We start from the raw sequence: 12559 nt of genomic DNA, 5'->3' as shown, positions 1-12559 counted from the left end.
AAGGCCGGTAGTTATAACTGCTATAGGTTTTAAGTTTTTAATAATAGCAAATCTTACCAAGATTAAAGCTACAATAATAGCTATTAATGCAATAATAACTTGTTGGAATAAAACTTTATTAACTGCATCAGTATATACAGATTCATCTGTAATAGAACATACAATGTATTTTGGATTTAAAGTTTGATTACAAGTTGCAACTTGTGTTTTGCCTGCACCATCTTTAGCATAAAATAAGGTATCTTCTTTGCTTGGATCAATTAAATCAGGCTCTGCTTTAATAGCATTTGCTATATTAATACTTAAGTCAGTTTTAGTAAGCATTTTATCTTTATCTTCGTGGAAAATTACCATACCTTCTTTATCATATACTGCTGCATAGGAGCTTTGAGAATGCCCTATAGCTAAAACATCTTTAGAAAAAGTATGTAAATTATAGTCACCTCCAACTACCGCTAAGAGTTTTCCATTAGCATAAACAGGAATGGCATAAGTAATTCCTATTTCTCCTGTTGTTACAGATTTATATGGATCAGTTGTTATAAATTTTCCAGCTGCTTTAGCTTCTTTATACCAACCTCTATTTTTAGTATCATAACCCTTTGATAAATCAAGTACTTGACCATCTGATTGATAATTTTTGCCACTATCTTCAAAACCAACATAAACTAGCTCAAACCCAGAAGTTTTTGCAGCTAGTTTGAGAATTTGCATAATTTGTTCTGAAGGCATATTTAAATTACTAGAAAATTGTTCTGCTAAAGATTCTATAGCTAATCTTTTAGTTGTTCCATAAAAATCATACAGAGCATTTGTATCCATCATATTGTTTATTTGCATTTCTGTTAGTAAATCAAAAGTACTATTTTTTGAATTAAAATAACTGACTAAATTAATCAGTATTACAATAGAAACTACACCTACACACATTATCCATATAAGCTTTGAAGATAAGCTCTTAGAAAATGAAAAAACCATAACAGCTCCTTAAAATTTTGTAGTAAATTTTTATACAACGATTATCATGCTATTAATACAATAAAATGACAACAAAATAATAAATATATAAAATAAAAAGTAAATTATTTATTACATGATGTCCTAGTTATAATATTTTAAAAGCATTTATCAAAAATGTATATTAATCAGTATATTTTGAGAGTATTGTAACTTTATAACACAATTTATACTAAGCTGAAAGAATAACTTTCAGCTTAAAAAATTATAATTTATTTTCGTTTTTACTTAGATAATCAGCAACACCTTTAGGGTCAGCCTTCATACCTTCATCACCTTTATTCCAACCAGCTGGGCAAACTTCACCATGTTCATTAGTAAATAGCATAGTATCAACCATTCTAATCATTTCATCAATGTTTCTTCCAAGTGGTAAGTCATTTATAACTGCATGGCGGATTGTTCCATCAGCATCAAGCAAGAAAGAACCTCTTAAAGCAACTGCTTCTTCAAATAAAACATCAAAATTTCTAGCAATTTGTTTTGTTAAGTCAGCTACTAAAGGAAATTTAACTTGACCTATACCACCTTGATTTACAGGCATATTTTTCCAAGCAAAGTGAGAGAATTCGTTATCGCAAGATACACCAATTACTTCAATACCTCTATCTTTAAAATCTTGATATCTTTTATCAAAAGCAATAATTTCAGAAGGGCAAACAAAAGTAAAATCTTTTGGATAGAAAAATACTACTGCACCTTTTGGTCCTATATTTTTATAAAGATTAAAATCTCCAACTATTTCATTATTACCTAATACAGCAGGTGCTGTAAAATCAATAGCTTTTTTAGTTACTATCATCGTTTATCTCCTAATTAATAAATTTTATTTGTAACAAAATAATATCATTTGTAAATTTAAAAATTTATTAATTGTGTAAATTTGTATGTAAATTAATTTTATTATCAAAATTAAAAGATTTTAAGAATAAAATTAAGACAATTTTGATAATCTTATATTAAACTTTTAATATTTAAGGAGTAAAAAATGGCAGTTAAAATTACTGATATTTGTATAGCATGTGGTTCTTGTATAGATGAATGCCCAGTAAGTGCAATCGTAGATGATGCAAATAACCCTGAGGGCGAAGATAGATATTATGTTTATGCTGATAAATGTGTTGAATGTGTAGGACATAATGATCAGCCAGCATGTGCAAGTGCATGTCCAACTGATGGCTGTATTGTATGGAGCGATGTAGTTAGTGGTCAACCAAGTCGTGATAATATCGGAAGCGATTTAAGAGATGGCTCAACTCCGGTATTTGCTTAATTAATACCCAATACAAGCATCTTTCTAGTATTTAAGATGCTTGTAGCTTCTTCATTTTATAACTCAAAATTACAATTTTTATATAATTTTAAAGCATTTTTTGATATAATTAGCTCTTTTATAAACATAAAACTTATCTAAATTAAGGGGACGATTTTGGAAAAAACACTTTCTATTATTAAACCTGATGCAGTAAAAAAAGGCGTTATTGGTCAAATTTTAACACGCTTTGAAAGCAATGGTCTAAGAATAGCGGCTACAAAAAAAATACAGCTTTCAGAAAAAGAAGCACAAGAATTTTATGCTGTACACAAAGATAGACCATTTTTTAAAGACTTAGTTGAATTTATGATCAGTGGTCCGGTTGTGGTTTCTGTTTTAGAAGGCGAAAATGCTGTGTTAAAAAACAGAGAATTAATGGGTGCTACAAATCCAAAAGAAGCGGCTCCTGGTACTATCAGAGCAGATTTTGCAGATAGTATTGATGCAAACGCGGTTCATGGAAGCGATAGCTTGGAAAATGCAAAAATTGAAATAGAATTTTTCTTTTCAAAAACTGAAATTTTATAATGAAAATTGCCTTTGCAAAACTTAGCTCTGTAGCTTATCCTTTTAAACTAGATCTTGATAATATAGTTTTTGAAGGAACTATTACAAAAGTTAATCCAAAATTAGCTAAAATAACAGCTAATTTTAAAGGATTTACTTATAGAAATTGCGATCGATGTGGTGATGAAATGGAACTTGAAATCGATCAAAATATAGAGCTTTTTGCAAGCGATGGAATTTTTAAAGATGAAAATAATACTTTAAGTGATACTATGGAGTTTTTTGACTCTCATATTGACTTAATAGAGCTTGCTACAAGTGAATTACAATCTTACTTAAGTGATTATTTTTATTGTAATAAATGTTTAAATTAATAAAGGAGTAAAAAATGGCAGTACCTAAGAGAAGAGTGAGCAAAACTCGCGCAGCAAAACGCAGAACTCATTACAAAGTTACCCTACCTATGCCTATTAAGGATAAAGATGGTAGCTACAAAATGCCTCATCGTGTAAATCCTGTAACTAAGGAATATTAAGAACAATGACGAGCATTGCTATTGATGCAATGGGTGGTGATTTTGGGGAAAAGCCTATTATAGAAGGTGTAATTCAAGCTCTAAAAGAGCGAAAATTTAAAGCCATCTTAGTAGGAGATCCTCAAAAGCTTAAAACCTTAATCCCTCAAGAATTAAACTCATATATAGAATATGAAGAGGCTTTTGATGTATTTGCTATGGAAGAAAATTCTACAGATGCATTAAAACGAAAAGATAGTACAATCTACAAAGCCATAGATTTAGTAAGAAATCAAAAAGCAAAAGCTGTTGTGTCAGCTGGACATAGTGGAGCTACTATGAGTTTGGCTACTTTAAGACTTGGAAGATTAGCCAATATCGCTAGACCTGCAATAGCCACTTTAATGCCAAATATCCATTCAAGAACATTAGTGTTAGATGTTGGTGCAAATGTTGATTGCAAAAGTGAGCATTTGTTTCAATTTGCCATTATGGGTGAAGCCTATGCTAAAGAAATTTTAAAAATTGCTAAGCCTAGAGTTGCTTTGCTTTCAAATGGTGAAGAAGAATGCAAAGGAAATGAGCTTACTAAAGAAACCCATCAACTTTTAAAGCAACTTTCAAATTTTGTCGGAAATGCTGAAGGAAGAGATATATTTAATGGCACGATAGATGTATTAGTATGCGATGGTTTTAATGGAAATATCTTACTTAAAACCGGCGAAGGTGTAGCAAGTGTTATTACAAAACTTTTAAAACAAGAAATTCAAAAATCTTTTTTATCAAAACTTGGCTATCTTTTAGCAAAACCTGCTTTTAATGAATTAAAAACCCACATTGATTATGAAGAATATGGCGGGGCCCCACTTCTAGGTGTGAAAGAATGTGTCATTATAAGTCATGGTAAAAGCGGTCCAAAAGCCATTAAAAATGCTATTTTTCAAGCATTAAATTTTACACAATCAAATATAAATCAAACTATAGAAAAAGAACTTGCCAATTATGAAATCAACTAAAGCTTCATTAAAAAGTATAGCTTCTTACATTCCCGAAAAAATACTTAGCAATAAAGAATTAGAATCTATGGTGCAAACTAGTGATGAGTGGATATTAAGAAGAACAGGAATAGAACAAAGACGCATAGCAAATGATGATGAAAACACAAGTGATCTTGGTACTAAAGCAGCTATCAAAGCTATACAAAGAGCGAATTTAAAACCTCAAGACATAGATGCTATTATTGTTGCTACTTTAAGTCCTGATTGCTTTACTATGCCATCAACTGCATGTAAAATTGCTCATAATCTTGGATTAAAAAACATCACTGCTTTTGACATTTCTGCAGCATGTTCAGGGTTTATTTATCTTTTAGAACTTGCTAAATCTATGGTTGAAAGCAAAACAAAGAAAAATGTTTTAATTATTGGAGCTGAAAAAATTAGCTCTATTATAGACTATACAGATAGAAGTATTTGTGTTTTATTTGGCGATGGAGCTGGTGCTGGAATTGTATCTTTAGATGATAATTATCCGATTATAGATACTCATACAGCAAGTGATGGGGAATTTGGAGATTTATTAATAACTCAAAGATCTCAAAAAAGTAGCATTTGCTCTCCTCTTTCTATGCAAATGAAAGGAAACGAAGTATTTAAAATTGCAGTAAATACTCTAAGTAACGATGTTGTTGATATTCTTACAAAAAATAATATAAAAAGTGAAGAAATTGATCTTTTTATACCTCATCAAGCTAATTTAAGAATTATTAAAGCCGTGCAAGAAAAATTAAATTTTACAGATGAACAATGCGTAGTTACAGTGCAAAAATACGGCAATACTTCAGCAGCCTCAATACCTATGGCAATGAATGATGCTTATGAACAAGGTCGTTTAAAACAAGGCTCACTAATATTGCTTGATGCTTTTGGTGGTGGATTTACTTGGGGTTCAGCATTGCTTCGTTTTGGCGGAGAAAATAACAAATAAGTTTATAAAGCTTATTTGTTATTTAAAAGTTTCTATTTGATCTAATACTGACTTTCTAACTTGATTGTCTGAAGAATCTACACGAATATAAAACTCTACCCTATTATTTATTTCATCTTCTTTATTTGTACTTAAAGGATAATTATCACCAAAACTTACAACTATAAGTTGAGTTGGATCGATTCCTTTAGCTATTAAATAATCAGCTACAACTTGAGATCTTTTACTAGCTAAATCAAAATTTCTCTTAGGATCCCGATCGCTTGCATCAGTATAACCTCTAAGTTCTATTTGAGCTTGTTTTGGCATTTTCTTGAGCACTTCACTAATACGCTTTAAAAAATCTTGTACATCAGCAGAATCAATCTGAATACTACCTCTAGCAAATTCAACTCTAGCTGGTAAATTTAAAACTATATTATTTTCTCTTTGATCTAATGCTGCTTTTAATTTTTCTATATTTTCTTGTTGAGTAATACTTAATTTCTTAAGTTTTTCAAGCTCTTCTACATTTGCATTTGAAGGTGCGCTATATTTATTATGCACTTCACTTTCTTTTTCTAAAGGACTAGAAGCAGTGAATTCAAAAATTTTAACAAATTCAGTTTTCAAGGCTTCAGTTTTTGCAGGATTACTTTCAGAAATCGCCCAAAGAGCAATAAAAAGTGCCAAAAGCAAACTTAAAAAGTCTGCATAAGGCACTGCCCATTTTTCACCTGCTGGACATTCTGGACATTTATGTTTTTTTCCCATTTTTAACTCTTATTTATCAAATTGAGAAATTCTAGGCTCATCATGACTTAAATAGTTAAATAACTTTGCCTCCAAATCTCTTGGATTAGCTCCTTCTGCAATGCTTACAATAGCGTGAGAAATAACTATTCTTTCCTTAATTAAATCATGTGAATTAGCTTTCATTTTATTACCCCAAGGCCCAAATAAAGCATAAGCTCCAAAAATTCCCGTAACAGTTGCTGTAAAAGCTCCTGAAATACCCGCTGCCATAGCCTGTGGATCATCGAGTAGTTTAAGTGCCAAAATCAATCCAAAAACAGCACCAACAAGCCCCATAGTAGGACAAGTTTCACCAAAGCGTATCCAATATTCTGCACATTCTTTATAATATTCTTCCATTTCTTCTACTTGAATTTCCATACTTTCTTTAATTTCTTCTACGCTCTTACCATCTACCATCATCATCATAGCTTCTTTTAAGAACTCATTGTCAATTTCATTAGTTTTTGACTCTAAAGCCAAAAGTCCATCTCTTCTTGCTATAACAGAGTATTCTACAAGCTCAGCTATTCTTTGACTTAAATTTACCCCCGAACCTTTAAAAACTACCTTTAATTCCTTATATGCACCTTTAACAATTTTTTTATGTGTAGAAGTCATTGCGCAAAAAGCTGCTGTAGGCACCACGATAATAAAAGACGCTAAGTGTAAAACATGCAAAGGGTTACCACCCTCTAAAATATCCCCTACAGAAATACTAACAACAGCTAATACCATCCCAAGTATGGTTGAAAGATCCATTAAACATTCTCCTTATTTTAATATACCCCAATTTTTGGCAATACTTGATGAAGTTTTTAATTTAACTTTTAATTTTACAATATTTTCCATAATATCACTAGCTTTTTTTGCAAAATCCTCACAAAGTTCATCTTTTACTTCAAAAATAAGCTCATCATGAATTTGCAAAATTAAGCGTTTGTTTTCATCCAAATTTCTACTTATTTCTATCATTGCCAATTTTATTATATCGGCAGCTGAACCTTGAAGTATAGAGTTAATACTCTCTCTTTCATGCATTGCAATTTGCATAGGCTTTGCATTTTCAAAATCAAAATAACGCTTACGACCTAGCAAAGTACTTATAAAGCCATTTTGCTTAGCTTCATTTTTTACCTTTTCAAAATAAGTTTTAATACTAGTAAAATTCTCAAAATATTTTTCAATATATTCTTTAGCTAACTTCGCTTCTATTTTTAAATTTTGACTCAAAGTCTTATAACCCATACCATAAATAAGACCAAAATTTATACTTTTAGCAATACTTCTTGTCTCATAATCACTATGGCCAAAAATCATAATAGCAGTTTTTGCATGAATATCCTCATCGTTTGAAAACGCTTCTAATAATTTCTCATCTTCACTAAAATGTGCTAGCATTCTAAGCTCAATTTGTGAATAATCAAGTGAGATAAAACTAAATCCTTCTTTTGCAATAAAGCAAGATTTATAATCCTTAGCATATTGACCATGTGCAGGGATATTTTGCAAATTTGGATCTTTTGATGAAAGGCGTCCAGTAGCTGTTCCTGTTTGCAAAAAACTTGAATAAATTCTTGAATTTTCATCTTTTTTAGCTAATTTTAACAAAGGTTCACAATAAGTAGAAACTAATTTTGCAAGCTCTCTGTAAGCTAAAATTTCTTTTACAATCAAATGTTCATCTAAAATAGCATTTAAAACCTTTTCATCAGTAGAATAACCTGTCTTACCTTTTTTACCACTTGGTAATTTTAATTTTTCAAATAAAATATCCCCTACTTGTTTAGGAGAGTTAATATTAAATTTTTCACCCGCTAAATCATATATTTTTTCACTTAGTATTTTAATATCTTGATTAAAACTTTGCATTAAGTTTTCAAGCTTTTGAGTGTCAAGTTTAATGCCATTATTTTCCATCATAATAAGCACTTTGATAAATTCAAACTCACTTTTTTGTGCAAGTTCAAATAAAGGCTTTTCTAAATTTTTTAAAAAATACAAATAAAATCTTAAAGTAATATAAGCATCTTCAGCAGCATATTTACAAGCTTTTTCTACATCCACTCCTGCAAAGTTTTCTCCTTTTTTTACCAAGTCTTCAAAATGTAAAGTCTCATAAGCAAACAATCTTTTTGCCAAATCATCCATATTTACACGCAAACTTGGCTCTTTAAGCCATGCAAGTATCATAGTATCAGCATAGTTTTTTGGAGGAAGTAAATTAAAATTATTTTTTATGATTTCAAAGTCATATTTAAGATTATGACCTATAACCGTACTTTGATATATTTTTTCTATACCCTTTTTAGCTACTTGCATAGAAATTTGCTTACAAACTCCTAAATAATCATGTGCAAGTGGCACATAAAAGGCTTCACTTTCATGAAAACAAAAACTAAACCCTACTATCTTAGCTTCTTTAGTATCCAAGCCCGTAGTTTCGGTGTCAAAAGCAACAATACTTTGATCATCAATTTTTTCTAAAATTTCAAATAATTCTTTCTCATCTAAAATTAATCTTGCATTAAATCCTAAATTTTTATCTTTATTAGTAGGATTAGTGCGTAGTTTTTTTAACAAAGCATTTAATTCATAATGCTCTAAAATATCCATAATCTTAAGCAAAGGCTCATCTTTTGGATACTCACAATTTAAAAGCATATCTTTTACATCTAAATTTTCATACAAAGAAGCAAGTTTTTTGCTCAAAAAGGCATTTTCTTTGCCTTCAAGCAACAAATTACGACTTCTCTCATTACGCACTAGTGTTAAGTTTTCATAAATTCCTTCAATACTTTCAAACTCATCAAGTAAATTCTTAGCACCCTTAGCACCAATTCCTTTTACACCTGGGATATTATCTGAACTATCTCCGCATAGAGCTAAAAAATCTCTTATTTGGCTAGGTTTTACCCCATATTTTTCCAAACACCCTGCTTCATTATAATCATTTTTTGAAATAGGGCTATAAATACTAACTTTATCATCTTTTATAAGTTGATATAAATCTTTATCTTGAGTGATAATTCTTATAAAAATATCCTTACTTTCACACTCTTTAACTAAAGATGCGATGATATCATCAGCCTCATATCCTTCGCAAGAAAAACTTGAAAAACCCATTTTTTCTATCATTTGAATGCAAATTGGAATTTGAGCTAATAAATCAGGTGGAGGTGGAGTGCGGTTGATTTTATAATTTGGATCAATTTCACTTCTAAAAGTTTTTCCTTTACTATCAAGAGCAAAAATAATCATATCACTAGGATGTTCATTTTTCAAACTATAAATAAAATTAGCAAAACCACTAATCATATTACTAGGCTCACCTTTTGAATTTTTCAAACCCTTTAAAGCATAAAAAAGTCTAAAGAAAAAGCCAAAAGTATCAATTATTGTTAAAGTTTTCATTTTTTTCCTATATTAAAAAATAATAATAATTATCACCCAAAATTATTTAAAAGTCGGTAAAAAGTATTAAATTTCCATTTTAAGCATTTTAGTTACAATTATATTTTAAATTTAAAACAAAGGTTTAATCTTGCAAACAAAATCAATCGCGGATGAAAATTTTCAAACTCCACAAGGAAAAAAGGCATTTAAAAAGGCTGTGTTTTCATGCTGGCTAGGAACTGCCATGGAATATGCAGATTTTGCACTTTATGGCTTAGCTGCAGCTACTGTTTTTTCAGAAGTTTTCTTTCCTGAACAAACTCCTGTTATAGCATTATTGCTTAGTTTTGTTACTTATGGTATAGGTTTTATTGCTAGACCTATTGGAGCTTTATTTTTTGGATATTTAGGAGATAAATACGGAAGAAAAAATGTATTAATGAGCACCATTGCATTAATGGGTATTTCAACTACTTTAATTGGTTTTATACCAAGTTATGCAGTAATTGGAATTTGGGCTCCTATATGTTTGGTTATTTTGCGTTTTATGCAAGGCTTTGGAGCAGGTGCTGAGCTTTCAGGTGGGACTGTCATGCTTGGAGAATATGCTCCTAGCAAACATAGAGGTTTAATCTCTTCTGTTATAGCACTTGGATCAAACAGTGGAACCTTGCTTGCAGCTTTTGTGTGGCTTTTAGTTACAAGTATGGATGATGCTAGTTTTAAAGAATGGGGATGGAGAATTCCTTTTATAGGAAGTATTTTTATAGCACTTTTTGCTGTTTATATGCGTTTAAATGTAAAAGAAACTCCTGTTTTTGAAAAACAAAAAGAATTAATGCTAAAAATTCGTCATGAAAATGAAGCACATATGAAAGAAGATGAAAGAACTTTTTGGCAGAAAAGTCGTGCATTTTGGACTATGGTGGGTATAAGGATAGGAGAAAATGGACCATCTTATCTTGCACAAGGCTTTATAGTAGGTTATGTAACTAAAATTTTACTTCTTGATAAATCAGTAGCCACAACTGCTGTTGTTATCGCTTCTTTGGTGGGATTTTTGGTTATACCTTTAGCAGGATATTTAAGTGATAAATTTGGAAGGCGTATTACTTATAGAACCTTTTGCTTGCTTTTAATGCTTTATGCTTTCCCTGCTTTTATGCTACTTGATAGTAAAAATGAAATTATTGTAATTTTAACTATCATTGTAGGTATGTCTTTAGCATCTTTAGGAATTTTTGGCGTACAAGCTGCGTGGGGTGTGGAGCTTTTTGGAGCAAAAAATCGCTATACCAAAATGGCACTAGCAAAAGAATTTGGCTCTATACTTTCAGGAGGAACCGCTCCTATGATAGCTTCAGCTTTGCTTGCTTATTATGGCACTTGGTGGCCAATAGCCTTGTATTTTGTTATCACTGCAGGAATTGGTTTTATCACAACTTTCTTTGCACCAGAAACTAGAGGCAGGGATTTAAATTTAATAGAAGATGCGATATGATACGCCTTATTTTAGATACTGATATAGGCAATGGAATAGCAGGGGCTAATACTGATGATGGTTTAGCCCTTGGACTTATTTTAGCCTCCAAAGAAATCAAACTTGAAATGATTAGCACTTTAAGTGGTAATGTGCAAGCTTTAACCGCTTATAGTGTTGCTAAAGATTTATTAAATAAGCTTAATCTAGATATACCTTTGTATTTAGGTGCTCATGAAGCTTTATGTGAAGATAGTCATTTTTGGAGACAAAGACTAGATAAAGGCGTAGAAGAGTTTAAGCTTACTCATCTTTGGGATCATATAAAACCTATAAAAATCTTAGAAAACATAAACCCAAATGCTTGTATGAAAATGGGTGAGCTTATTATGCAAAACCCAGGTGAAATTTCAATTTGCGCTATAGGGCCTTTAACAAATATAGCCATAGCTATGAAGCTTTTTAAAGACTTTGATAAAAATGTAAAAGAAATTTTTATCATGGGTGGAAGTTTTGATATGCCTTATCATATCAAAGATACAAATTTTGGCTTTGATCCTGAAGCTGCTAGTATAGTTTTAAACTCAAGAGCTAAAATCACACTTGTTCCTTATAATGCAACAATGCAAACTATGCTCACGCATGAAGATTTAAATACTTTAGAAAATCAAAATCCACTTTGTGATTTTTTAGTGCAGACTTTAAGAGTTTGGATTGATTATGCAAGCAAAACAAGAGGTACAAATGGCACATGGATACACGATGCATTAACTATTGCTTATATGCTTGATCCAAATTTAGCAAATTTTGATGAGTATTTAGTAGATGTCATTTGTGATAGTACTTTTGCTAGAGGAAGCACGATAAGGTGTTTTAAAGATGCAAAAATGCCTATGAAAAATCATGAATTAAAAAACACCATAAAAGTTTTAAAAGATGTTGATAATGCTAGACTTTTAAATCTTTTAAAATCAAGGCTTTTAAATGGAATTTGCTATGAAAATTACAAAAGCATAACGACTTAATTTACCCAAGGCTATAAAAATACTTGCTTTTAAAAAAGAATACTTAGCAAATCCAAGCCCTAGTGCAAAAAGATCTCCCACTATGGGTAAAAAAGTAAAAAAAGCATACAAAGAGCCAAATTTTTTAAAGTTTGCATTGATTTTTTCTAATTTACATAAAGAGTTTTTAAAATATTTTTCCAAAATTTGACTCTCTCCAAAATAAGCTAACGCATAGGTACTTAAACTACCCAAAGTATTCCCCAAGCTTGCTATAAATAAAACCATATAAGCATTAAAATCTAATTTCACAAAAACAAGCACAAAAGCCTCGCTAGCCATAGGCAAAAGAGTGCTAGAGAGAAAACATACTACAAAAAGCCCTATATAGCTTATATCATTATATAAAAAATCAAACATTATAAATTTTCTTAGTATTTATTTTCTAAACTATCATTTTAAAGAATTTTTAATAATAATTATCTTAGAATGTAAAGCAATTTGGCAATTTTTTAAAAGGAAAAATTATGGAAAGGAAAAAATTTTCTAAACTAAATTTAGAATAC

At 30.6% G+C, this 12559-nt stretch carries 14 protein-coding genes; 8 read left to right on the top strand and 6 right to left on the bottom strand.

The features are described 5' to 3' along the window. Positions 1 to 978: cache domain-containing protein (locus tag L8W40_RS02735; RefSeq protein ID WP_263664600.1), on the bottom strand; the 978-nt coding region annotated here is incomplete at its 3' end. A gap of 244 nt (positions 979 to 1222) precedes the next feature. Then, positions 1223 to 1819 (bottom strand): peroxiredoxin, encoded by a 597-nt coding sequence (locus L8W40_RS02730; RefSeq protein WP_133319569.1) that lies wholly within the window; start codon positions 1817 to 1819, stop codon positions 1223 to 1225. A 186-nt stretch (positions 1820 to 2005) separates the two neighbouring features. On the opposite strand from L8W40_RS02730, the gene L8W40_RS02725 reads away from it, so the two are divergent. The 6 genes from L8W40_RS02725 (at position 2006) to L8W40_RS02700 (ending at position 5339) form a co-directional block, all read left to right on the top strand. Further along, complete coding sequence (locus L8W40_RS02725; protein WP_039619165.1) at positions 2006 to 2290, top strand: ferredoxin, 4Fe-4S; 285 nt, start codon at positions 2006 to 2008, stop codon at positions 2288 to 2290. 156 nt (positions 2291 to 2446) lie between these two features. Beyond that, complete coding sequence (ndk, locus tag L8W40_RS02720) at positions 2447 to 2860, top strand: nucleoside-diphosphate kinase (protein WP_039642239.1); 414 nt, start codon at positions 2447 to 2449, stop codon at positions 2858 to 2860. Beyond that, positions 2860 to 3213, top strand: coding sequence for a hypothetical protein (locus tag L8W40_RS02715; protein ID WP_087699608.1), 354 nt, complete (start codon positions 2860 to 2862; stop codon positions 3211 to 3213). Before ndk ends, L8W40_RS02715 begins: the two co-directional genes overlap by 1 nt. A 14-nt stretch (positions 3214 to 3227) precedes the next feature. Further along, on the top strand, positions 3228 to 3374 hold the full coding sequence (gene rpmF / locus L8W40_RS02710) for a 50S ribosomal protein L32 (protein ID WP_012662034.1): 147 nt from the start codon (positions 3228 to 3230) through the stop codon (positions 3372 to 3374). A 5-nt stretch (positions 3375 to 3379) separates the two neighbouring features. Beyond that, entirely contained in the window at positions 3380 to 4369 is a 990-nt protein-coding gene (gene plsX / locus L8W40_RS02705; protein ID WP_263659786.1) for a phosphate acyltransferase PlsX, read from the top strand. Then, on the top strand, positions 4356 to 5339 hold the full coding sequence (locus L8W40_RS02700; RefSeq protein WP_263659785.1) for a beta-ketoacyl-ACP synthase III: 984 nt from the start codon (positions 4356 to 4358) through the stop codon (positions 5337 to 5339). The genes plsX and L8W40_RS02700 overlap by 14 nt, the downstream gene beginning before the upstream one ends. An 18-nt stretch (positions 5340 to 5357) precedes the next feature. On the opposite strand, the gene motB is transcribed toward L8W40_RS02700, so the two are convergent. From motB to polA, 3 genes are read right to left on the bottom strand one after another with little or no spacing between them, the layout of a single operon-like run. Next, positions 5358 to 6092, bottom strand: a complete 735-nt coding sequence (gene motB, locus L8W40_RS02695; RefSeq protein ID WP_133319564.1) for a flagellar motor protein MotB — start codon at positions 6090 to 6092, stop codon at positions 5358 to 5360. Positions 6093 to 6101: 9 nt separating this feature from the next. Then, positions 6102 to 6875 carry a flagellar motor stator protein MotA gene (motA, locus tag L8W40_RS02690; protein WP_133319563.1) on the bottom strand — a complete coding sequence of 258 codons (774 nt, stop codon included), beginning with the start codon at positions 6873 to 6875 and terminating at the stop codon, positions 6102 to 6104. Positions 6876 to 6887: 12 nt separating this feature from the next. Continuing rightward, complete coding sequence (gene polA, locus L8W40_RS02685; protein WP_263662795.1) at positions 6888 to 9527, bottom strand: DNA polymerase I; 2640 nt, start codon at positions 9525 to 9527, stop codon at positions 6888 to 6890. Between the two features lie 130 nt (positions 9528 to 9657). Here polA and L8W40_RS02680 point away from each other — a divergent pair, with 130 nt between their 5' ends. Together L8W40_RS02680 and L8W40_RS02675 are read left to right on the top strand one after the other, a co-directional pair. Beyond that, on the top strand, positions 9658 to 11010 hold the full coding sequence (locus L8W40_RS02680; RefSeq protein ID WP_263660483.1) for an MFS transporter: 1353 nt from the start codon (positions 9658 to 9660) through the stop codon (positions 11008 to 11010). Continuing rightward, positions 11010 to 12014: a nucleoside hydrolase gene (locus L8W40_RS02675; protein ID WP_263660492.1), complete on the top strand. Its 1005-nt coding sequence runs from the start codon at positions 11010 to 11012 to the stop codon at positions 12012 to 12014. Before L8W40_RS02680 ends, L8W40_RS02675 begins: the two co-directional genes overlap by 1 nt. On the opposite strand, the gene L8W40_RS02670 is transcribed toward L8W40_RS02675, so the two are convergent. Then, positions 11970 to 12413 (bottom strand): YqaA family protein, encoded by a 444-nt coding sequence (locus L8W40_RS02670; RefSeq protein WP_263661468.1) that lies wholly within the window; start codon positions 12411 to 12413, stop codon positions 11970 to 11972. The two genes, L8W40_RS02675 and L8W40_RS02670, sit on opposite strands and share 45 nt — an antisense overlap. Positions 12414 to 12559: the final 146 nt, after the last annotated feature.

The sequence above is a fragment of the Campylobacter sp. IFREMER_LSEM_CL1846 genome (genome assembly GCF_025772105.1).
GTDB lineage: Bacteria > Campylobacterota > Campylobacteria > Campylobacterales > Campylobacteraceae > Campylobacter_D > Campylobacter_D lari_D.
This window is presented reverse-complemented; position numbering and strand designations above follow the sequence as displayed.

Bases quoted from the DNA above. Each gene is read 5' to 3' on its own strand.
- L8W40_RS02730 (WP_133319569.1), bottom strand. From the start codon at position 1,819: ATGATAGTAACTAAAAAAGCTATTGATTTTACAGCACCTGCTGTATTA.
- L8W40_RS02725 (WP_039619165.1), top strand. From the start codon at position 2,006: ATGGCAGTTAAAATTACTGATATTTGTATAGCATGTGGTTCTTGTATA.
- L8W40_RS02715 (WP_087699608.1), top strand. From the start codon at position 2,860: ATGAAAATTGCCTTTGCAAAACTTAGCTCTGTAGCTTATCCTTTTAAA.
- rpmF (WP_012662034.1), top strand. From the start codon at position 3,228: ATGGCAGTACCTAAGAGAAGAGTGAGCAAAACTCGCGCAGCAAAACGC.
- plsX (WP_263659786.1), top strand. From the start codon at position 3,380: ATGACGAGCATTGCTATTGATGCAATGGGTGGTGATTTTGGGGAAAAG.
- L8W40_RS02700 (WP_263659785.1), top strand. From the start codon at position 4,356: ATGAAATCAACTAAAGCTTCATTAAAAAGTATAGCTTCTTACATTCCC.
- motB (WP_133319564.1), bottom strand. From the start codon at position 6,092: ATGGGAAAAAAACATAAATGTCCAGAATGTCCAGCAGGTGAAAAATGG.
- motA (WP_133319563.1), bottom strand. From the start codon at position 6,875: ATGGATCTTTCAACCATACTTGGGATGGTATTAGCTGTTGTTAGTATT.
- polA (WP_263662795.1), bottom strand. From the start codon at position 9,527: ATGAAAACTTTAACAATAATTGATACTTTTGGCTTTTTCTTTAGACTT.
- L8W40_RS02670 (WP_263661468.1), bottom strand. From the start codon at position 12,413: ATGTTTGATTTTTTATATAATGATATAAGCTATATAGGGCTTTTTGTA.